The following is a 21299-nucleotide window of genomic DNA, read 5'->3' on the forward strand; positions in this document are numbered from 1 at the left end:
TTTTATCGTCTATTTTTCATTTAAAACATCCAGAATGATCTGGCATCCCTGTCTGATTTCATCCATCGAAATAGTAAGTGGCGGCGAAATTCTCATGTATTCATTTCTGTAGAGCTGCCAAAATACAATAAGCCCCTTTTCCATACACTTTTTAGCCACTTCAAGGGTATATTCTGGTGTTCTGAGATTTACGGCCAGCATTAAGCCTTTTCCGTTGATATTTTTAATCTTTGGATGGACAAGCAGTTCTCTGAACAGTTTTTCTTTTTCTACGGTTTCATCCATCAGACCGCTTTCTAAAACTTCTTTCAAGGTAGCATAACTGGCGGCTGCAATCAGAGGATTGCCTCCAAATGTTGTAATATGTCCCAACTTTGGTGAATGTGACAAGGTTTCCATAATTTCCCTGGAGCTCATAAAAGCACCTACCGGCACTCCTCCGCCCATTCCTTTGCCCATTACAAGGATATCCGGAACAATTCCGAAATGCTCGAAAGAGAATAATTTACCGGTTCTACCAAACCCGGGCTGAATTTCATCGAGGATCAGAAGTGCACCTACTTCTTCACATCTTCTTTTAAGCTTGATTAAATAATTGCCTTCCGGAACTAAAAATCCTGCTGCTCCCTGAATGGTTTCAAGAATTACACAAGCAGTTTTATCTGTAATTTTATCCAGATCATTTTCATTATTGAATTCTATAAAGCTGACCATAGGCAACAGCGGGCGGAATTCTCTTTTATGGGTTTCGTTTCCGGACACACTCAATGCGCCGTGCGTGTTACCGTGATATGAATTTTTAAAGGAAACAATTTCTTCTCTTCCTGTATAACGCTTAGCCAGCTTAAGACTTCCGTCAATAGCTTCTGCCCCACTGTTTACCAGGTAGGTAATTTCCAAGGGATCGGGAGTAGCTTCTGCAAGAAGTTTGCACAATGCTACAGGTTTTTCCTGTGCATATTCTCCATATACCATTACATGCAGGTATTTGTCTGCCTGCTCCTTAATGGCTTCCACCACTTTAGGATGTGAATGCCCTAAAGTATTGGCAGAAACGCCTGCCACGAAATCCAGATATTTTTTTCCATCTGTTCCGTAGATATAACTTCCTTCTGCCTTTTCCACTTCAAAACCTGCGGCAAATTTTGTGGTCTGTGCCTGATATATAAAAAAGTCTTTATGCATTTCCATTTCGCAAAAATTTTCAGCAAAGCTAAAAAAGATTCAGCACATGTAGAAATTATCTGTCGGGAATAAAAAAATCACCCCTGATGATCTCAAGGGTAATTTAATATAAATAATAAAAAGTAGAAGACTAATTTAAAGTACTTTTTCGACTGTTACATAACTGTTGTTAATCACATTATAAGCAGTTGTTCCCCCGACTTCAGAAATGGCTTCTAAAGTAATATACTGTCCCTGAACTGCATACACTGAAAAATCCAGGCTGATTTTTCTGACCGTGCCATCAAAATTCACCGCATTTTCCAAAAGCTGGAATCTCTTGGCATCGTTGACATATAAACTTGCTCCCAGTCTGCTGCTAAATGTACCTGCAGCACCTGTAAAGTTCAGGCTTACATTAATTCTGTACAAACCGCTTTGACGGATATAAAGCCTGTTTAGATCTGCACCTGTTGTCGGAACATTTGTTTTAAGCTTTAACGGATCTGCTAAAAAATTAGGCTTGTCAATTAAGGAATTAATAGGCAACATTACAGAACCTGAAGTCGTATTGACAGGATTTATCGTAAACCTGGAAATATTATCAGATTCAATTTCAAAGGCTTTGCTCCACACAAGCCCGTCGAATACCATTACCTGGCCTGTACTTTTCACAAATATGAGCATGCCTCTTAAAACTTCTATCCTTGTGGCAGGAGCGTTTACTCCGGTATAAGGCAAATCGGTGGCAGTTTCAACCGCAGGTAAACCGAAACCTTTAACTCCGGTTGCTTCACTTGTATTTGTTATGTACATCATTACCTGATCATTACCATTAGCATTGGAATCAGGGTTTGGTATGTTTGTAAAATTAACTTGCGCACTGTAAATGCTTATTGAAAACAAGAACAGGCAGAATATATATTTTTTCATCACTAATAAGCTTTAATTAAACGGGCTCCAATATATGAGTTGATAGAACTGCTATCCGTTCCGTATGCAGCAAGAGATCCTCCGGACCCCCCAATAGTTGTTATCGTTGGAACAACTCTCAGTTCTGCACCAGCAGGTAAGGATATTGTTTGGGAAAAACTGGATGTTTTACTTCCCTGAGTATCAATGATAAATATAATAGAATAATTACTCTTGGTAACAACAGTTTCCCAAGCCGAAGCCGGAGTATATTTAACCTGCAGTGTCAATTTAAATTCTGTAACACCTATCTGGGCTCCCACACTGCCCCCGGTAAAACCTAGAGCTGCTGCTACATCATACATTCCATTTTGTTTTATGGTCACCGAACTTGCATTTTTCATAAGAAGGTTATCAACAAGAACCTGGCTTTTATCATCCGGTGCAAGATACTGGGGAGATCCTAAGGAAAGGCATATTCCAAGACCAAAAGCCAGGCAGGGGATTGTAATCCCGGAAGAAATTCCCAATCTTGAACCTTTAGGCTGAAAGATTCCCTGTATCTGTCTTGCAGGGTTCCAGGCATAGCCATCGTATTTATAATATTGATCGTCGGCTTTATCATATATAAGCCCTCCTACAAGGTTAGGATAATCACTAAAGAGATCCGGTGATGCAGCATCATATTTAGGAAAAGTGGTATAGGTATTGGAATAAGGAAGTATTGCTCCTCTGGTTCCGTCTTTTATTTTTAATATATTCTGATTGCTGGGAATGTTGTCACCAATGACTACCTGTGCATTTAAGCCGTATTGAAATAAACACACTAAAATTAATATTATCTTTTTCATTTTATTGCATATTTATTTTTTCAACAATGATTTCTGACACTGCGTTTCCTGTAGTATTCATTGAAAAAGACAATATATTTCCGCCAATAATGCCGGTACAAACCCCTGTTCCAATGTTCTGGTTCCCATAGAACCTAAGTCTTAAATTGTCGCCTGCTTCAAAGCTGCCTACATAAGTAAGAACTAGTGACTGTCCTACATCAATAGCTCCCGGAGATAAGCTTCCTAAGGATAATGCACCGCTGGTGGAACTTGTGGTGTTATTTGTAATAGGCTTCCATGTAGCAGGAGCTGCTGCAGTACTTGTTTCCAAATCAACCTTTGAGTATAGATTAATTGTTACTCCTACACACAAAGCCGGGGTCTTAACATCTATAGCCCCACTTTTGAAAGAAATTTTATACAAACCTCTTGTCTTGATATTAATAATATTACTTGTAGCCGACGCAAGAGAAACATCTGCTGAAATATCATTATAACTTGGGCTGGCACTTGTAAACGGAACATCCATTGCTCCCCCTGTTTGCGGGCAAAGTCTATTTTCCCCTCCACATCCCAATCCACACGTTCCGCAATCTGCCGTTATGGCAGCGCTTCTTATAAAACGGGCCATTTTATTGTTCTTTAAGGCCGTTACAATAGGATCTGAGATTTTCCATACCGTACCGTCATTCTGAACAATACTTCCTGTTTCTTTGTTGAAGATAATAGAACCCTGAGTTCCGTTTCCTGTGGTACCAGTAGCAGATGCCGGCAGTACTGAAGCAGTGTTAGTCCTTGGCAATCTGGCTGCGTTATCATCCTGTTTTACATGTAAAAGTGATCTTGTGTCGGGTTGGAAACCTGGAACTTTCGAAATCCCAACCTGTGCGTTAATCCTTATAAAGCAACAAATAAGGACTAAGAGGAAATAGTCGATTTTCATTTTAAATTTTTTTATCATTCTTCCTTTAAATTTATAAAATATTACAGCTTAAATCATAAAAAAAAATGTTAAATAAAAAATGAAAAAAACAAAACATAGATTTAAAGCGGCATTCGAGAACTAAATAATCTATTGTAATGATTGAAAAAAACAATTATTTTACTGCATTTCAACCCTATTTTCACATTTCATCATAAAGAAAATCACCATTTTTTGATTTAAAATGGTGATTTTTTATTCTTTGTTGAAAAATATTGAGTCTATTTCCGTACCCGTTTAGGCTTTTTGGCTTCTTCTTTAGCTCTTTCCTTGTCTATTGCTTCCTGAGCCTGATTAAACAGTTCATTATCCGCGGAATACTTTATTTCTTCATAATTAGGGCTGTCTACAAGGATATCCTGCCATTTTCTGATGCGGTCTTTGGTATTCCAGTTAAAATCGGGGAACTTTCTCTTTTCAGGTTCTATTTTACTCATTGGGTAGGTATCTGAATTGGCCCCTATACTGCATGATATGATCTGTAAGGTTCTTTCTTCAAACAAAGCTCCAATGATCCCACAGGTAGAAAGGGTAATTCCTATTCTCTGAGGCTGCTTAGTTTCCTGATCTACATCGTCTACATAAACAATTGACTGTGCATTTCCTACTACTCTGGCTTCCTTAATATCATTATTTTCATAGTAAACGGTCATAAATTTACCTTTTACCTGATTAAATTCATCTTTAAGGTTTAATGAATCTACTTTGCTGATCGCAAAAGCATTTCCAATTACTTTAAGCGAGTCTATATTTTCAGTTTTGGTATTAAAATAAGCTTCAACCTTATCTCCTGTTACCTGTTTTTCACCACTCCAAAGAATAGGATTGGTATACATATGCATAATGCCGTCTGTTTCATTGAATGCGATAGAATCTGCTCTCCCCTGGGCATTTGATTTGAAGATACGTGCTTTTTTGTAAGCTCTTAAAAAGCTTTTCTTTATTGTAATATCTGCTGAATCGGGTCTCTGGTAGGAAAGGATTTTTTCTGCAGCAAAATAAATAGAGTCTTTTTCCATGATTTTAACAGCATAGGGACTCTTCGTCATCATAGCAGAATCTTTTTTCTGAAAAACTTCTCCGTAACCGCCTTTGATATATCTTTTTTCTATAGGATCATCGAGTGTAACATTTCCGGTTGCCTTACCGAACCCGGTGATATTGTTAAAATACATATCATCTCCTGTAAGGATCTTGTCATTATAAAAAATTTTGGAATTTTTATTAAGGAAAGCCTCCTTAGTTTCCATCCTATAGGTTCCTCTTTCGGTGTAAATCCTGTTTTTGGGATTGGCGCGGTTGGTAATTGTTGTAGGGCCAAAAAACTCAGCAACCTTTGTATTTTGATTTTGTTTGATATTGGGACCTTCTATGATATAATCCGGACTGTCAATTTTAACGTTCCCAACAAAGTCGATCATTTTGGTGTCAAGAAAGTAGGTTGCAGATTTGGTATACATAACATTCTGCGCATCGGAAATAGTTCCTCCGGTATTGAAGTACGCCTGGTTGGCAAGCCTGTCATAATACAGAATGTCGGTTTTAATGGTCTGTTTCGGATCGGTAAGAACGACATCTTTTTTAGCAACTCCTTTCTGCGTAACCCCATTGTACTCCATTTCATGGGCAGTAATCACTGAGCCGTCTGCATTTTGAAGCTTTGCATTGCCAATAGCTTTTACAAGGCTTTGATCATTGTACAGAATAACTTCATCAGCATACAGAATAGATCCCTGGTGCTCTATCTGAACATGACCCACCATGTACTGGTTTCCTTCGTACTTGGTGTCTTTTTTAAATTCATCGGAATGGATGATTTTCACCTTATCTTCTGGTCTTACTGCAGGTGTAGGTTTCGCTTTATTTTGGATATAAGGGTCCATCTGCGTGGTTTTATTGTCCTGTGCGGAGCTGAACGCAGAAATAAAAATTAACAGAAAAAGGATTATTCTCATTGATTAATCATTCTTAGTACCATAGAAATACAGCGAATGCGAATCAATATTTACGCCAAATGCTTCTTCAATTGCTTCTTTAATTCCCTGTATTCTCGGATCACAGAATTCGATAATTTCTTCAATTTCCTTATCAGAGCCTTTTTTGTAGATTACCAAATGGTCATGCTGTTTATCAAAATAAGACTTCTCATAAGATGAAGAGGTCAATGTTTTTTCTCCAAACTGATGCTTACGGATTAAACCTGCATCGAGGAAAATTTCAATAGTGTTGTAAATCGTTGCTTTTGAAACATGATATTTCTTCTGCATCATAAGAAGATACAGATCATCCACATTGAAGTGATGATCCATACTATAAATCTCTTCTAATATCGTATATCGTTCAGGTGTGTTTCTGAAACCCTTTTCTAAAAGGTAGTTTCGGAGAACATCCTTAATCAAAGCAATATTTTTTTCTTTTTGTACTGTATCCATCAAAAAAATTATCTACAAATTTATTGATTTTTATTTAAATAGGCGATATGGTTTCTTACCCCTTGTTTTTAGGAATTATGACGGAAGAAGCCGGATTGCTCAATCTTGTTATCGTAAACCGTAAGTTCTGTAATCGGGGCAGACTCCACTTCTACGTTGTGAGAAGATACTCCCCAAGCTTTGAAATCATCACTTCCGATGTACTTCACAAAATTGTAGATATTGAGTGTAATCTTCTGTTTAACAGTTAAAAGTATATCGTTGATATATGTATTATCAATAATTACATATTTAAGATCCGGCGGAATGTTGTGCGCTCTCAGGGACGGATGACTGCTTCTTGATGGAATGGTTCCGTCTGCCATAAGATCTTTCAGTACCATATTAAAATAATCATTGATTCTACGGTCTACTTTAAATCCTAGAAGGAAATTGACTTTGTATACGGTTCCCGGCAGAATTTCGTCTACCGTATATTTGAAAGTATATGGATCTTCCTGATTAACAATACTTAATATGAAATAATGATCCGCTCTTTTGGGCTGCTTCTTGATGATGGAATAGATAATTTTCGATTCTACTTCATCATTCCTTTTGGCTCTGCTCAGGTAAGCAAGATTGGTTGCATATTTGGGAATGCTTTCATCCAGTTTCATATCTTTTATGATAGAAACATATTTCTCTATTTTTACATATTGGATAAAATTAGCTTTGATCAGTCTTCCATTGTACCACGCATACATGCAAACTGCTATAAATCCTCCCAGTACCATTGTCAGCCATCCTCCGTCAACAAATTTGATCACGTTGGCATAGAAGAATCCTGATTCCAGGAAGAGATAGACTATAGCAAATCCTATAATGAAGACTTTATTGACTCTTGTACGGCTCAGCCAAAATAGTAACAGAATGGTTGTCATCAGCATGGTAATGGTAATCGTAAGACCATAAGCGGCTTCCATACGTTCTGATTTCTGGAAAAATATCACGACTACAAAACAGAAAGCCATTAGCCCCCAGTTGATTCTTGGAATGTACATCTGCCCTTTGATCCCTGAAGGATATTCAATATGCTGATTGGGCCAGAAAGAAATAGACATTGCTTCTGAGAACATGGTGAATGAACCTGTAATTACAGCCTGGCTGGCAATAATTGCCGCAGCTGTGGCCAGAATTACCCCCGGAAGAACAGCCCATTGAGGCATAATTCCAAAGAAAGGGTTCACCCCATTGAATACCTGGTGATAGTTGTCAAGAAGCCATGCTCCTTGTCCCAGATAGTTTAGAATAAGCATTAGTTTAACGAAAATCCAGCTTATCCTGATGTTTTTTGCCCCACAGTGTCCTAAGTCTGAATATAAAGCTTCCGCTCCTGTGGTACAGAGAAAAACAGCCCCCATAATCACAATAGCACTGGAAGAGTGTGTGATCAGATTATAGGCATATATAGGGTTAAAAGCTCTCAGGATTTCAATATGATCAACGAGATGAACTGAACCGAAAATTCCTAAAACAAGAAACCATGTGACCATAATCGGTCCGAAGAATTTACCTATGGAAGCTGTACCAAATTGCTGTACGACAAAGACCACAAATAAAATAACGATGGTGATAATGACTACAGGTGTTTCAGGATTGTATATTTTTAGCCCTTCAATCGCAGACATCACTGTTAAGGAAGGGGTGATCACACTGTCTGCCACGAGTGTGGAGGCGCCGATAATGGCAACCACATAGAGCCATTTTTTCTTGAGTTTTTTTACTAATGAATAAAGAGCAAGAATACCTCCTTCACCTTTGTTATCTGCTCTTAAAGCAATGATTACATATTTCAGGGTAGTCTGAAGCGTCAGAGTCCAGATGATACAGGATAACGCCCCTTCAATATATTCATCGAACGGCATACTGGATCCGTCTTTTCTCGCGTTAACAATCGCCTTCATTACGTAAAGGGGCGACGTACCGATATCTCCGAAAACAATCCCAAGAGAAACTATAACGCCTACGAATGAGAGCTTTTTAAGGTCAAAGTGATGACCACCCTCTGTAACTTCTGCCATATCAGCCAATTTATTTTTAAACGCGCAAATTTATACTAATTTTATGACGTCGAGAACTATTCTTCATGAATAGAATAAATGAAAAAACTTCCTTTCGGAAGTTTTTCTCTATAATAGTTATTTTACGTACATCGCTTTTTTGATCTCCTCTTTTACTTTTTCAAGTTTAGGGAACCATTCTGCAAATAATGCAGCGGAGTAAGGCGCAGGCGCATCAGGAGTAGTAATTCTCTTGATTGGCGCATCCAGATAGTCGAATGCTTTCTGCTGTACCATATATGTAATTTCAGAAGATATCGAAGCGAATGGCCAGGCTTCTTCCAAGATCACCAGTCTGTTTGTTTTTTTAACGGAAGCTAAAACAGTATCAAAATCAAGAGGACGAACGGTTCTAAGATCGATCACTTCTACAGAGATTCCTTCTTTAGCCATATCTTCAGCAGCCTGAATAGCCAGCTTCATGATTTTACCGAAAGAAACCAAAGTAACGTCTGTACCTTCTCTCTTGATATCTGCTTTACCTATTGGCAAATAATATTCTTCTTCAGGAATTTCCATTTTGTCGCCATACATCTGCTCAGATTCCATGAAAATAACCGGATCATTATCCTGGATAGCAGTTTTCAACAATCCTTTCGCATCGTAAGGATTTGAAGGAACCACTACTTTAAGTCCCGGAACATTCGCAAACCAGTTTTCAAACGCCTGGGAGTGTGTAGCTCCTAATTGTCCTGCCGAAGCAGTAGGTCCTCTGAAAACGATAGGACAGTTCCACTGACCACCACTCATCTGACGAATCTTCGCCGCATTATTAATAATCTGATCAATACCTACCAATGAGAAATTGAACGTCATATACTCTACAATTGGTCTGTTACCATTCATCGCAGCTCCTACAGCAATCCCTGTAAAACCAAGCTCAGCAATGGGTGTATCGATTACTCTTTTAGGACCAAATTCATCCAACATTCCTTTTGAAGCTTTATACGCACCATTGTATTCTGCAACTTCCTCCCCCATTAAAAAAATGGATTCGTCTTTACGCATTTCCTCGCTCATTGCTTGTGCAATTACCTCACGAAAAGTATATTCTGCCATATTTATTTGAAAAATTTAGACTACAAAAATAGTGTTTTTTTATTACTAACATAACAAAAAAGGCATCTCATTGAATGAGAAACCTTAATTATTTAATCAGAGAGGCTTTTCTTATTATCTATCTGTTTATTCATAGGTTTTATATGACTGAATATAATTTTATAAAAATAAAAACGGTATCTCATTTCTGAAATACCGTCCTAAAGTTTATATAAAAACTGATTAATTCACTTTGTCCCAAACCTGAGTCCTTCCAAATACAGAAACCCCCATATATCCTCTTACATTCAGTTTATCACCGCTTTTTGTAATGGTACATTTATAAGTTTTACCTGTTTTAGGGTCAGTAATAGTTCCTCCTGTAAATTCATCTCCTTCTTTTTTAAGACCTCTGATGATCTCCATTCCTAAAATTGGCTTCCCTTTTCTGTCATCCTTACATCCTGTACAATTTGGATTTGCAGGTTTTATAAGCAGCTGGGAAACTTTTCCATAATACTTCCCATCTGATTTTTTATAGATCTCAACAATGGATTTAGCCTGTTTTGTTTCGTCATCTATAGTCTTCCATTTACCTTCAATCTGTGCAAACGATAATACGCCAAACAGGGAAAGCACGAATGTTAATAATAATTTTTTCATATTTCTTATAGTTTTAATTCTGATATACGTTTTTTGTTATGTATCTATTGCTAAATGTATAAATTAAATTTTAAACAGACAAAAACTTTTGCTATACAAAGCATATGATAGGCCAAAGTGTAAAAGGTTAAATGAACAGTTATGATGATTTCAGATTTCAGACACAAGATATGAGACTTTTGACCGTAGATTTTAGTAACTCATAAAGCTTAAGGATGCGGGTTTCTGACCGGCAACTATCAACCATCAACTAGCCCCTAAAACTCTCTGAGCCCTCCGATTCCCAAATCTGAATTCAGATTATTTAAGTTTTCTATTAATTACCCTGTCCATATAATCCTGATACCAAGCTTTTGCAGTCTTCATTTCCTGTTCTATTTCAGGGGTCTTTAATTTTCCTATTAAATTGTTTGCAAATCCGAGGTCATTCTTCTCATATATTCCTGTAATTTCCTTGCCGTCAAAACGGTACATATGATCTCCAATGATAAACTGTTCTGAACTTCCATCTGAATTCACTACAATAGACGGATATTTTTTATCGCTTACAAGGCTTCTTCCCCAGCTTCTGATCTGTTTATTGTATCCGATAAGATCTGCAAGTGTAGGATAAATATCTATTTGCTGTGCCGTTTCAGGATTCACGCCTTTAAGGTTATATTTCGGATTTGGGGAATACAATATCAGAGGAACAGCAAAACGGTTCATAGCTTTTTCATATTCACCATAAGCGATCTGGTTGGTATGATCTCCCGTGAAAACGAAGATGGTATTATTGAACCAAGGCTGTTTTTTAGCAGTTTCAAAATATTTTTTGATCGCATAATCCGTATATTGGATCGGTTCATGCATTTCTATGGTTCCTTTTTTAAATTTCCCTTTGTATTTTTCAGGGATTTTAAACGGATGATGTGATGAAGCAGTAAATACTGTAGTCATAAATGGCTGTGTCTTTCCTGTATTTTTTGCAAAATACTGAAGAAACGGTTCATCCCATATCGCCCACATTCCGTCGAAATCTTCATCATGGTTGAATTCATTTTTCCCGAAATAATGTTTAAAACCCAATATATTTCCAAACCCAAGGAAGCCCATTGATCCGTTGGGAGCCCCATGATAAAAAGAAGTATCATACCCCAGATCATTACACACTGAAACAATAGACTGGATTTTCTGATTAGAATAAGGCGAGCTGGTAAAAGCATCGGTAAGGCTTGGAATTCCAGCCAGCACACTGCTCATTCCATGAATGGACTGTCTTCCATTGGCAAACATATTAGGGAAAATCAGGCTCTGGCCTGCAAGACTGTCTATAAATGGTGTATAGGAAACATAGCCGTTGATATTTTTGTCTTTATTAAAAGCACCTGAATATTCCCTGCCGAAAGATTCAACAATAAAAATGACAATATTGGGGCGGTTCTCCACTTTCCTATCATATATTTTATAAGGCTGAACATGGTCGGCAATATATTTTTCGTCTACAAAATGAACTTCTTTAAAGTTATTGGTTCCTAAAGTTCTGAAAAATGAAAACGTACTGTTCAACACTATATTGCCCTGAAGCGGATTCACTACAAAACGGTTGGCATCCACTAGGTTAATGGGTCTAGTACTGTGCTTGAAATCACCGCGGATTCCTCCAACAACCAAAACTGCCGTGCCACAAAGCACAAGCACTGACCAGATAAAGTATGGAATAAGTTTTATAGGTTTCTGTTCTGTAATCTTCACCTTTTTATAAAGGAAAACCCAAAGTGCCATTAAAATAATGAACCATATGAGAACAAACGGATGCTGTCCCAATGAAACCGTGAATACTTTAAAAATGTTGGTTTCATGTTTTGCAACTTCTAATGCCGTGGATGTTAATCTTGCCTGCGAAAATTTATAATAGACAAAATCCCCGAAATTCATGGCATAGGCAATTCCGTTGGTTATAAAGTACAGCCAGAACAAAACGGTTTGGTATCCTTTTTTTGTATTGATAACAATCGGGACCAGGCTTAAGAGAATAAATAAAGCGTTGACATATAAGATCGCCGTGGTATCAAAGGCTATTCCATGAAATGCCAGGTTGAGATAATCTGAAACGGAATCTACTTTGATGAGCTCTTTATTGAAGTACCAAAATAAAAGCCGGGCAATCTGATAAAAAACATATGCTAAGAAAATCCGGTAAAAAAGGACCAGAACTTCTTGTTTTCTAAATTCTTTAAAAAATTTCATTCGGCAAATTTACATCAAAAACCTATTAATGTATTTTTTCCTTCATAATATTTCGGGTTAAAATTTGGAAAAACTGTACTTTTGTTGACATGAATTTCATAAAAAATAATCTTGCCAATTTATTGACGCTTGCCAATTTATTTGCAGGCTGTGTAGGTGCGATACATCTTATTTTAGGAGATTACCAAACTACGGCCATCTGTCTCATTCTTTCTGCTATTTTTGATTTTTTTGACGGGTTTGTGGCCCGGGCTCTAAAATCGAACTCTAATTTGGGGCTGCAGCTGGATTCGCTGGCGGATATGGTAAGCTTTGGGCTGGTTCCTGGCCTTACAATGTATAAAGCATTGGAGCCTTTCGGAAATGAAATATTAGGGCTGCATCTTCCTTTCGATGTAAGTTATGCCGGCCTTCTGGTGACTGTTTTCTCTTGTCTCAGACTGGCGATCTTTAACCTTGATGAAGAACAGCGTTATTATTTTAAAGGACTGAATACACCTACCAATACTGTTCTGCTATTCGGATTATATTATGCCTTCAAAGAAACAGGAACTTTCGGATTTTTATTTGAAAATTCTTTGTTTTTGATCTTATTGACCATAATCACATCATGGCTTCTGATCAGTCCAATTAAGATGATGGCTATGAAATTCAAATCTAAAAAACTCCAGGACAACTACCCGAAAATTATTTTACTGGGTGGTGGAATTGCCATTCTGGCCCTGTTTCAGATTGTTGGCATTCCGATGCTTGTTATTTATTATATGATAGTATCACTGGTTTTCCAGAAACAGCTGAAGTAGCTATCAGATGTGAGACATCAGATTTTAGACTCTAAAAGCTACAAATTTAGAGACAGCTTATTTTCAAATTAACACATTATCAATTATAGACATGAATTTAAAACTCCATAAACCTCTCTGCATTTTTGACCTTGAAACCACAGGAACCAATATCGGAAAAGATAAAATCGTAGAAATCTGTATTTTAAAAGTAAATCCGGATGCCTCCAGAGAAAGTAAAACCTGGCGCGTAAATCCGGAAATATCTATTCCGAAAGAATGCAGTGAGATCCACGGAATTTATGACGAAGATGTAAAAGATGCTCCGACATTCAGAGAAATTGCTCCAAAAATCATGGAAATGCTTTCAGGAAGTGATTTGGGAGGCTTTAATTCCAACCGTTTTGATGTTCCGCTTCTGGCAGAAGAGCTTTTAAGAGTGGAGATAGATTTTGATCTGAGCAAATTCAAACTGGTAGATGCGCAGACTATTTTCCACAAAAAAGAACCGAGAAATTTAGGGGCTGCCTATCAGTTTTACTGTGGAAAAGTTTTGGAAAACGCCCACTCTGCAGAAGCTGATGTGATGGCCACTTTTGAAGTACTGGATGCGCAGGTCGGAAAATATGATGATATCCCAAATGAAATCGCTCCTTTAAGTGAATTCAGTTTCCATAATAAGAATGCTGATCTTGCCGGATTTATCGGATACAATGAAAAATCAGAACCTGTTTTCAATTTCGGAAAATATAAAGGACAGGTCGTGAAAGCTGTTTTCCAGAAGGATCTGGGATATTACGGATGGCTTCAGAATGCCGATTTCCCGCTTTATACGAAGAAAATCTTCACAAAAATTCAACTATCAAGCAAATTTTAAATAATGTCAAACCTGGTCCGTTTTAAATTTTATGAAACAGCCCTTGAAGCCAACAGGGACAAGCAGATCCTTGCCGAAAACGGAGTAAATGGTTTCATTGCCAATGAGCAGCTCATCCAGTCTGACTGGCTGCTTTCACAGGCTGTGGGTGGTATTCAGCTTCAGGTTTTTGAAGATGATCTGGAAAAAGCGAAACAAATCCTGCAGGATTATAATGACAATGAAGCCTATTCTTTGGAAGTGGAACATACGATCAAGGATCCGGCATTTGATTTTGTATGCCCGAAATGTGGTTCAAACCATATTTACAGGGACGATAGGGCGACGAGCTTTTTTGGAATTTCCATTTTGTCAAGCCAGAATTTTGTATGTTATTATTGTGGGAATGAATTTACGCATTAATATCATTTAAAAATAAATAAAGGATACTTCTTTGTGGCTGAATTGTATTCACAGGCCTACAAGTCTGTTAAAATAAATAATTAAGAGTTATGAAAATCATTTGTATAGGAAGAAACTACAGTGAACATGCAAAAGAATTAGGAAATGAAATTCCTGAAAAACCGGTTATTTTTATGAAACCCGACACGGCGGTTTTGAAAGGAAATGATTTCTATATTCCTGAATTTTCCAACGACATTCACTATGAGCTGGAAGTTGTTGTAAAGATTTCAAAGGGAGGAAAATACATTCAGAAAGAGGTAGCTCACAAACATTATGAAGAAATCAGCTTAGGAATAGATTTTACGGCAAGGGATCTTCAGAGCGAACTTAAATCCAAAGGCCTTCCATGGGAACTTGCCAAAGGTTTTGACGGTTCTGCAGTAGTAGGGAATTTCTTCAAAAAGGAAGATTACGATCTTCAGGGACTGCAGTTTTCGTTACTGAAAAATAAGGAAGAGGTTCAGGACGGCAATACAAAAGATATGATTTTCAGTTTTGATGATATCATCGCTTTCGCCTCTCAGTATTTTACATTAAGGGTGGGAGATCTTATTTTTACCGGAACTCCAAAAGGAGTAGGAAAGGTAAATGAAAATGATATTCTTGAAGCTTATCTGAAAGATGATAAAATTCTTGATATTCGAATATTATAAGTATTTAACATAAAAACTGGGCAATTTTTCTTATCTTTAAATAACAAAATTAAAGGTCATGATAAATATTGTACTACCCGTAGATTTTGGGGACAAAACAGAACAGCTTGTAGATGGAGCTGTAAAATTTGCAAAACAGCTGAACGGCAGAATTTTTCTGATTCACGTTGCACCTTCGGATATTGGTTTTGCTATCGGTGATATGGGATATCAATATTTTCCTGAAGTAGAAGCCAATGAGATCAGAGAGGAGCTTATACAGCTGAATAAGATTGAGCAAAGGATTATTGCTCATGATATAGACTGTGAGCATTTATTGAAGCAGGGTATTGCAAAAGATACCATCCTGGAATATGCGAAAGCCAAAAATGCTGATTATATCGTAATGGGATCACACGGAAGAAGCGGAATATATGATGTTTTTGTAGGAAGTTTAACGAAAGGACTTACCAAAGATTCTCATGTTCCGGTACTGGTACTTCCTATCCACGACTAGAAAAAAATAAATTTTAATCGTTAATAAAAAAACCGATCAGACTAAAGTCCGATCGGTTTTTTACTATATAACCAATTAATTAACCTTCTTTTTTATAGATCTTAGGATCGTAGTAAGGGTTCTTACCCTCAGTTGGAGAATAATAGTCTTTATCTTTATCACCACCTAGTTTTACAACCAGTACATAGCACCAGTAAGTAAACAATACGCAGCAAACGATAAATAAAATCCAGTTTAGAACATTTCCAAACGCATCAAAAAAACCGAAGGCCCATTTGAAAACTTTACTTAAGAATAACCAGAAAGACGTCATTATTTTCCTTTTTTAAATTAACTTTGTACAAATTTATAAAAAATGTTTAAATTACTTTCAAAAGAAAGCAATATTTTTTCAATTCCTGTTTATATTGGTTTTCTTCTTTTAGTAGTCATAATATTTAACATACTGAATTTCAACACTTATGAAGCAATCATCGCAGGAATAACTTTCCTGGGGATTGCTTTGGGATATTTTTGTTTTCACAGTATTGCCCTTAATTACCAAACGCATCTGCCGCTATTTTTATATACCTTTTTTATTTTTGGACTTTATCCCGGGAATCTGGATATAGGAATTGCCGTTTCACTGCTCACCAATTCTTTTCTGCTGTTGCTTTTAACCAGTGCGGATGAAGATATCAGAAAGAAATCTTATGTTCTGGTAGGCGCCATTGTTGCGCTGAATTTTATTTTCCTTCCTACCACATGGCCTATGGCTCTTTTTGTGATCGTTCACGTAATCGCAACTTCCCAGAAAATAAGTTTAAATCTGTTCAGATTTCTTTTAGGAACCATATTGATTGCTTTCAGTTATTTTTCGATCATGTTCTTTTTCCGGTTCACTACATGGAATATTGATTATTTCCCTTTTGGAAAAATGAGGCTTATGACAGATTATATTGATCTGATACCTTTAATTCCTATTCTCCTGATGCTTATTTATGCTGTATACGACCATTTTAAAAACTATAATAAGAAAAGCCCGATAAGCAGATATAAGTACACGTTTTTGCTTGTATTCTCACTGGCCCAGCTGGTGACTATTATTTTGTATATGAATAAAAACTATGAATATTTACTGCTTCTGGCATTCCCGTCGAGCATTATCCTGAGCAGGATGATGAGATTTTTGCCTAAATACTGGATGCAGGAGGTGAGCTTATGGCTTATCATTATAAGTTTGATTGCTTTTAAAGCAGGTACGTATTTTAATTTATTTTAAAGATTATGATTCAGATAGACGATAAATTGATTTCAGAGGATATTTTTTCCGAAGAATTTGTTTGCAACCTTACGAAATGTAAAGGTGCATGCTGTGTGGAAGGAGATGTAGGTGCTCCGCTAGATAAGGATGAACTTGAGATTTTAGACAGTATTCTTGATAAAATAAAGCCTTATCTTACCCAGGAAGGCATCAAAGCCCTTGAGGAACAGGGAACATGGACAACCGATCCGGAGGACGGAATGTATGTTACACCTATGGTAGAAGACCGCGAATGTGCTTATGTAACCTTCGATGAAAGAGGAATTACTAAATGTGGTATTGAAAAAGCATATGAGGATGGTGCTGTAGACTGGCAAAAACCAATTTCCTGCCACCTCTACCCGATCCGTGTTACGGAATATTCTACTTTTACTGCCCTGAACTACCATGAATGGAATGTATGCAGCGATGCCTGCACGCTTGGAAAAGAACTGCAGGTTCCTGTTTATAAGTTCCTGAAAACTCCACTGACCAGAAAATATGGTGAAGAGTTTTACAATGTTTTAAGTGAAGCAGCCGATGAATGGAAAAAAGCATATGGCTCATAAATAAAAAAACCGCAGACTGATCTGCGGTTTTTCTTTATCAATTATTTTAAAATAAATTACTGTTTAACTACTGTTGCTCCTACTGCTGCTGGTTTTGCCTCTTCTTTTTTAGCGTTTTCCCATCCGTCTTCCGGCATCAGTGTTGCTGTAATTTTTCCTTTTACCAGGTACTTTTTAGCTACATCCTGAAGGTCTTTCACGGTAAGTGCTTTTACTTTTTCCTGGTAGTTCAGGATGTCGTATTTATCACTTCCATCCAACTGATTTTTAGCAAGAGCATTCAGCCAGAACATATTGTCCTTAAGTTCTGTTTTGTTATCGTTATATTCTCCTTCTTTATATTTGTCAAGATCTTTCTGCTCAGGACCTTTATCAATCAGCTTCTGAAGCTCGGTAACAGCACTTTTCGTCAGCTTTTCTGCATTTTCAGGTCCGCAAGGGAAACTGATGCTGAAATTGTAAGCACTGTAAGGGATTTTATTCATGCTTCCTCTTGCTCCACCACCGTAAATTCCGCTTTCGTCTTCTCTAAGCTTTTCAATAACTTTGATGGTAGCTACTTCTCCAAGCGCTGAAAGAGCCAAAGCTTCTTTCTCATTGTAAGGTGTTTCCCCGCTGTAAGAGATTGTCACCAGACTCTTAGGATCTTTTCCTTTTTTGTAGACTTTGGAATGATCTCCGGTTAACTGTCTGTAGCCTGTATCTTTGAATGTTGACATTTTTCCTGATGAAGGAAGACTACCGATATATTGAAGCACCTGCTCTTTAAATACAGCCTCGTCAATATTTCCTACAAAATAGAACTGGAAGTTTCCTGCATTGGCAAATTTCTCTTTATAGATGTCGTATGCTTTTTTGTAATCTGTATTAGCCCAGTCTTTTTCCATCGGGAACAGTCCGATGAATCTTGGGTTCTTCTGGTTCATGAATTTTGCATGTTCGTTGGAGAAGTAAGCCTGGGGGTTAGACAAAAGGTTATCCAGCATGGCAGACTGCTTTTCTTTGTAAGCATTGAATGCGGCAGGGTTGTAATTTAATCCTGTAAAATAAGCGTACGTAAGCTCCATAGCCGTTCCTAAATCTTTCTGGGAAGTTCTTCCTGAAATTCCCTCATAATAAGGTCCAACCATTGGATTTACACTTACCTGCTTTCCTGCAAGGTAGTTGGTAAGATCCGCTTTTGACAATCCCCCGACTCCTGCTTCAGATAATGCTGCAAAGGCGAACTGAGTTTTGATAAAGTCTGCATCAGAGATTAGGGAATTTCCGCCTAAACTTCTTGCTGAAAATACAATTTCGTCATCTTTGAAATCGGTTTTTTTGAAAGTTACTTTTGCACCGTTGCTTAATGTCCAGGTTGTTGTTCCCAGTTTGGCATCCGTTTCTGTTTTAGCAATTTTACCTTCTGATTTGAAAGGCTTCACTAAGTTTTTGATCGCTGCTTTTTCTTCGTAAGGCTTAAGATCCGCCATCTTTACAGATTCAAAGGTATTCAGAACCATTGCTTCTGTAGGCATTGTAATGTTATCTTTTTTAGGTCCTGTAATGACGATCACTCTGCTGTCATCCTTCACCATTTTCTTGATCACTTCATTGGTTTGGGCCAAAGTAACTTTAGGAAGTAAGGTCTTTGTATCTTCATATTCCCAGGCAATTCCCGGCATCGGTTCCTGCTCCAGGAAGTTTCTTACATACTCATCTACCAGCATATCACTTTCAGTCTTGTCGCGGTTGTTGTAAGATCTTTCAAGGTTGGACAGCATTTGTGCTTTTGCTCTGTCAAGTTCAGTCTGTGTAAACCCGAATCTTTTCGCTCTTTCCACTTCTTCCAAAAGAACTTTCAGAGCGTTTAACTGATTTCCTTCTTTTACCATGGCAAATCCCTGGAAGGCTTCTTTGCTTCTTGCATAGGTTCCTCCATGATAAACCGACCCGAAGGTAAAAGGCGGATTATTTGAATTGATCAGTTCTTTTAATCTATTGTTCAGCATCGTGGTGGAAAGACCTTCCACAATGCTTTGGTTGTACTGCTCAATTGTTACATCTGGCTGATAAGCCTCAGCATCTTTCATAATGAACTGAACCATTGAGTTTGTAGCATCCGGATCAGTTTCTATAGCTACTAAAGTTTCTTTATGGTTGGGCAAATCGAATACCTTTCTCTCCCTTGGTTTTGAAGGGTTTTTGTATTTGCTGAAATTGTCTTTAATCTTTTTTTCCACCTCATCTACGTTGATATCTCCCACGACTACAATTGCCATAAGATCCGGTCTGTACCAATCCTGGTGGAATTTTCTTATCACATCCGGCTTAAAATTTTCCAACACATCTTTTTTACCGATCGGAAGTCTGTCTGCGTATTGAGATTTGTATAATAATTTAGGAAGATATTTGTCTGCCATTCTTTTGTCTGCGCCAAGACCCAGTCTCAACTCTTCCAGAACAACCCCTCTTTCTTTATTGATCTGTGCATCGGAGAGCGTTGCATTAAAAGCCCAGTCTTCCATTACTTTTAATCCTGCATCCAGGTTTCCTGGCTTATCCAATGGAACAGGAAGCATATATACAGTTTCGTCAAAGCTTGTATAGGCATTAAGGTGCTGTCCGAATTTCACCCCGATAGACTGTAGAAAATCCACCAGCTTATTGTCCGGGTAATTCTTTGTTCCATTGAAGTTCATGTGCTCCATAAAGTGCGCCAAACCTCTCTGGTTTTCATCTTCAAGAATAGACCCGGCATTGATAGCCAGACGGAAATCTACTTTCTTTTCAGGTAATGTATTTTTTTTAATGTAGTACTTCATTCCGTTGGGAAGGGTACCGATTCTCACGGAAGAATCCAAAGGGATATTCTGCCCGAAAACATTTGAAGACATCAGGAAGATGACCGCAAATGAGGATAAAACTTTCTTCATATTATTAATTTTATTTTGGGACTAAAAGTATCAATTATTCACCACCTGAAGAAATCTTACAATTGACATTATAGTTAAATTTGAGTTAAAATTAAAAAGACAACAAAAAAGCCGGATATTCTCCGGCTTTTGTATTGTAAAATATCAGTTTTTATTTAAAATCCGCATCAGATGTAGCGGTATTTAAAACCACTTTAGTTGTTTTTATGGTTACCTTTTGCCCTTTCCCGTCAATATCTACTTCAGAAGGGAATTTTATGCCTTCCACGGTCATATAGTTTTTCACGGTAACACTTCCTTCTCCTACAGAAGATTGGTATAAAAGTCCGGTAGCGGCATCAAAGTAAAATTTTCCTTTATCTGAAGACAATACATTATAATCTTTAGCATTCAGCTTTTCCACAGTAACATCTTTGAACTTTGAGGGATCAAAAGCCAGCGCCTCAATAGTTGTTCCTTTCTTCAGTTCGGCAATATTATCAGCAGGGAAATCGGTTTTCTGTCCGGCTCTTTCTATATATCCTTTTTCACCGTCAAAAACCTGGCTTACCGTCTGTCCCATTGCAGTCTGTACAGATTTGAATTTATTGCCCATTTTTGTAGTGCTCATGGTGATATCCATTCCCTGAACATTCAGTGTATTATCAATAACCGTAGATTTTACTGCTTCTAATTTGCTTTTACCACCCAAGGCTTTAAAGTAATTATCAATAACTTCTTTTGGGGTCAGCTTAGATTTCACGACTTCCGTATTCGCGGGAGCTGCACTGGTCTTTTGAGCTGCTGCCGGTACTGCAAAGAGTACGGCACAGAAAAACGGAATGATGATCTTTTTCATATCTATAATAAGTTTAGGGTGTAAATATATGAATATTGACCAGAAGAAAATAAACACAGGATATTTATGAGGAATACGGAAGAATTCCTGC

At 37.5% G+C, this 21299-nt stretch carries 20 protein-coding genes; 7 read left to right on the forward strand and 13 right to left on the reverse strand.

Annotation, left to right across the window (positions count from 1 at the left end):
- Positions 1 to 9: 9 nt before the first annotated feature.
- From LC418_RS17575 to LC418_RS17620, 10 genes are all read right to left on the reverse strand, one after another.
- Positions 10 to 1185 (reverse strand): aspartate aminotransferase family protein, encoded by a 1176-nt coding sequence (locus tag LC418_RS17575; protein ID WP_223560203.1) that lies wholly within the window; start codon positions 1183 to 1185, stop codon positions 10 to 12.
- Positions 1186 to 1320: 135 nt separating this feature from the next.
- Entirely contained in the window at positions 1321 to 2097 is a 777-nt protein-coding gene (locus LC418_RS17580; RefSeq protein ID WP_223560089.1) for a hypothetical protein, read from the reverse strand.
- Positions 2098 to 2099: 2 nt separating this feature from the next.
- Positions 2100 to 2927: a hypothetical protein gene (locus LC418_RS17585; protein WP_111956376.1), complete on the reverse strand. Its 828-nt coding sequence runs from the start codon at positions 2925 to 2927 to the stop codon at positions 2100 to 2102.
- 1 nt (position 2928) lies between these two features.
- Complete coding sequence (locus LC418_RS17590) at positions 2929 to 3852, reverse strand: hypothetical protein (RefSeq protein WP_223560090.1); 924 nt, start codon at positions 3850 to 3852, stop codon at positions 2929 to 2931.
- Positions 3853 to 4112: 260 nt separating this feature from the next.
- Positions 4113 to 5846: an OstA-like protein gene (locus LC418_RS17595; RefSeq protein ID WP_223560091.1), complete on the reverse strand. Its 1734-nt coding sequence runs from the start codon at positions 5844 to 5846 to the stop codon at positions 4113 to 4115.
- A 3-nt stretch (positions 5847 to 5849) separates the two neighbouring features.
- The gene (locus tag LC418_RS17600) at positions 5850 to 6323 is read right to left on the reverse strand and encodes a Fur family transcriptional regulator (RefSeq protein ID WP_034706517.1); all 474 of its coding nucleotides are present in this window, start codon (positions 6321 to 6323) and stop codon (positions 5850 to 5852) included.
- A gap of 68 nt (positions 6324 to 6391) precedes the next feature.
- Positions 6392 to 8383, reverse strand: a complete 1992-nt coding sequence (locus LC418_RS17605) for a KUP/HAK/KT family potassium transporter (RefSeq protein ID WP_223560092.1) — start codon at positions 8381 to 8383, stop codon at positions 6392 to 6394.
- 117 nt (positions 8384 to 8500) lie between these two features.
- Positions 8501 to 9481 carry a pyruvate dehydrogenase complex E1 component subunit beta gene (locus LC418_RS17610; RefSeq protein ID WP_034709939.1) on the reverse strand — a complete coding sequence of 327 codons (981 nt, stop codon included), beginning with the start codon at positions 9479 to 9481 and terminating at the stop codon, positions 8501 to 8503.
- A gap of 222 nt (positions 9482 to 9703) precedes the next feature.
- The gene (locus LC418_RS17615; RefSeq protein WP_111956364.1) at positions 9704 to 10123 is read right to left on the reverse strand and encodes a DUF2147 domain-containing protein; all 420 of its coding nucleotides are present in this window, start codon (positions 10121 to 10123) and stop codon (positions 9704 to 9706) included.
- Between the two features lie 300 nt (positions 10124 to 10423).
- A complete protein-coding gene (locus LC418_RS17620; RefSeq protein WP_223560093.1) occupies positions 10424 to 12352 on the reverse strand; it encodes an LTA synthase family protein in 1929 nt (642 codons plus the stop codon).
- Positions 12353 to 12441: 89 nt separating this feature from the next.
- Between LC418_RS17620 and LC418_RS17625 the strand changes: the two genes are divergently transcribed.
- From LC418_RS17625 to LC418_RS17645, 5 genes are all read left to right on the forward strand, one after another.
- Positions 12442 to 13155 (forward strand): CDP-alcohol phosphatidyltransferase family protein, encoded by a 714-nt coding sequence (locus LC418_RS17625; RefSeq protein WP_111956360.1) that lies wholly within the window; start codon positions 12442 to 12444, stop codon positions 13153 to 13155.
- 91 nt (positions 13156 to 13246) lie between these two features.
- Positions 13247 to 14011: a 3'-5' exonuclease gene (locus tag LC418_RS17630; RefSeq protein ID WP_111956358.1), complete on the forward strand. Its 765-nt coding sequence runs from the start codon at positions 13247 to 13249 to the stop codon at positions 14009 to 14011.
- A 3-nt stretch (positions 14012 to 14014) separates the two neighbouring features.
- Positions 14015 to 14413, forward strand: coding sequence for a putative signal transducing protein (locus LC418_RS17635; protein ID WP_111956356.1), 399 nt, complete (start codon positions 14015 to 14017; stop codon positions 14411 to 14413).
- Between the two features lie 89 nt (positions 14414 to 14502).
- Entirely contained in the window at positions 14503 to 15108 is a 606-nt protein-coding gene (locus LC418_RS17640; RefSeq protein WP_111956354.1) for a fumarylacetoacetate hydrolase family protein, read from the forward strand.
- Between the two features lie 58 nt (positions 15109 to 15166).
- Positions 15167 to 15604: a universal stress protein gene (locus LC418_RS17645; protein WP_111956352.1), complete on the forward strand. Its 438-nt coding sequence runs from the start codon at positions 15167 to 15169 to the stop codon at positions 15602 to 15604.
- Between the two features lie 79 nt (positions 15605 to 15683).
- On the opposite strand, the gene LC418_RS17650 is transcribed toward LC418_RS17645, so the two are convergent.
- Positions 15684 to 15917 (reverse strand): DUF6341 family protein, encoded by a 234-nt coding sequence (locus LC418_RS17650; RefSeq protein ID WP_111956350.1) that lies wholly within the window; start codon positions 15915 to 15917, stop codon positions 15684 to 15686.
- Between the two features lie 42 nt (positions 15918 to 15959).
- On the opposite strand from LC418_RS17650, the gene LC418_RS17655 reads away from it, so the two are divergent.
- Positions 15960 to 16865 (forward strand): DUF6427 family protein, encoded by a 906-nt coding sequence (locus LC418_RS17655; protein WP_223560094.1) that lies wholly within the window; start codon positions 15960 to 15962, stop codon positions 16863 to 16865.
- Positions 16866 to 16870: 5 nt separating this feature from the next.
- A complete protein-coding gene (locus LC418_RS17660) occupies positions 16871 to 17455 on the forward strand; it encodes a DUF3109 family protein (RefSeq protein ID WP_111956346.1) in 585 nt (194 codons plus the stop codon).
- Positions 17456 to 17511: 56 nt separating this feature from the next.
- Here LC418_RS17660 and LC418_RS17665 read toward each other — a convergent pair whose 3' ends face one another.
- Positions 17512 to 20370: a M16 family metallopeptidase gene (locus tag LC418_RS17665; protein ID WP_223560095.1), complete on the reverse strand. Its 2859-nt coding sequence runs from the start codon at positions 20368 to 20370 to the stop codon at positions 17512 to 17514.
- 151 nt (positions 20371 to 20521) lie between these two features.
- Positions 20522 to 21208, reverse strand: coding sequence for a hypothetical protein (locus tag LC418_RS17670; RefSeq protein ID WP_223560096.1), 687 nt, complete (start codon positions 21206 to 21208; stop codon positions 20522 to 20524).
- Between the last annotated feature and the right edge of the window lie 91 nt (positions 21209 to 21299).

The organism is Chryseobacterium lathyri, from assembly GCF_019970085.1.
GTDB classification, from domain to species: domain Bacteria; phylum Bacteroidota; class Bacteroidia; order Flavobacteriales; family Weeksellaceae; genus Chryseobacterium; species Chryseobacterium lathyri.

Bases quoted from the DNA above. Each gene is read 5' to 3' on its own strand.
- LC418_RS17670 (WP_223560096.1), bottom strand. From the start codon at position 21,208: ATGAAAAAGATCATCATTCCGTTTTTCTGTGCCGTACTCTTTGCAGTA.
- LC418_RS17660 (WP_111956346.1), top strand. From the start codon at position 16,871: ATGATTCAGATAGACGATAAATTGATTTCAGAGGATATTTTTTCCGAA.
- LC418_RS17640 (WP_111956354.1), top strand. From the start codon at position 14,503: ATGAAAATCATTTGTATAGGAAGAAACTACAGTGAACATGCAAAAGAA.
- LC418_RS17620 (WP_223560093.1), bottom strand. From the start codon at position 12,352: ATGAAATTTTTTAAAGAATTTAGAAAACAAGAAGTTCTGGTCCTTTTT.
- LC418_RS17575 (WP_223560203.1), bottom strand. From the start codon at position 1,185: ATGCATAAAGACTTTTTTATATATCAGGCACAGACCACAAAATTTGCC.
- LC418_RS17625 (WP_111956360.1), top strand. From the start codon at position 12,442: ATGAATTTCATAAAAAATAATCTTGCCAATTTATTGACGCTTGCCAAT.
- LC418_RS17605 (WP_223560092.1), bottom strand. From the start codon at position 8,383: ATGGCAGAAGTTACAGAGGGTGGTCATCACTTTGACCTTAAAAAGCTC.
- LC418_RS17590 (WP_223560090.1), bottom strand. From the start codon at position 3,852: ATGAAAATCGACTATTTCCTCTTAGTCCTTATTTGTTGCTTTATAAGG.
- LC418_RS17630 (WP_111956358.1), top strand. From the start codon at position 13,247: ATGAATTTAAAACTCCATAAACCTCTCTGCATTTTTGACCTTGAAACC.
- LC418_RS17610 (WP_034709939.1), bottom strand. From the start codon at position 9,481: ATGGCAGAATATACTTTTCGTGAGGTAATTGCACAAGCAATGAGCGAG.
- LC418_RS17635 (WP_111956356.1), top strand. From the start codon at position 14,015: ATGTCAAACCTGGTCCGTTTTAAATTTTATGAAACAGCCCTTGAAGCC.
- LC418_RS17585 (WP_111956376.1), bottom strand. From the start codon at position 2,927: ATGAAAAAGATAATATTAATTTTAGTGTGTTTATTTCAATACGGCTTA.
- LC418_RS17645 (WP_111956352.1), top strand. From the start codon at position 15,167: ATGATAAATATTGTACTACCCGTAGATTTTGGGGACAAAACAGAACAG.
- LC418_RS17665 (WP_223560095.1), bottom strand. From the start codon at position 20,370: ATGAAGAAAGTTTTATCCTCATTTGCGGTCATCTTCCTGATGTCTTCA.
- LC418_RS17600 (WP_034706517.1), bottom strand. From the start codon at position 6,323: ATGGATACAGTACAAAAAGAAAAAAATATTGCTTTGATTAAGGATGTT.
- LC418_RS17650 (WP_111956350.1), bottom strand. From the start codon at position 15,917: ATGACGTCTTTCTGGTTATTCTTAAGTAAAGTTTTCAAATGGGCCTTC.
- LC418_RS17655 (WP_223560094.1), top strand. From the start codon at position 15,960: ATGTTTAAATTACTTTCAAAAGAAAGCAATATTTTTTCAATTCCTGTT.
- LC418_RS17615 (WP_111956364.1), bottom strand. From the start codon at position 10,123: ATGAAAAAATTATTATTAACATTCGTGCTTTCCCTGTTTGGCGTATTA.
- LC418_RS17595 (WP_223560091.1), bottom strand. From the start codon at position 5,846: ATGAGAATAATCCTTTTTCTGTTAATTTTTATTTCTGCGTTCAGCTCC.
- LC418_RS17580 (WP_223560089.1), bottom strand. From the start codon at position 2,097: ATGAAAAAATATATATTCTGCCTGTTCTTGTTTTCAATAAGCATTTAC.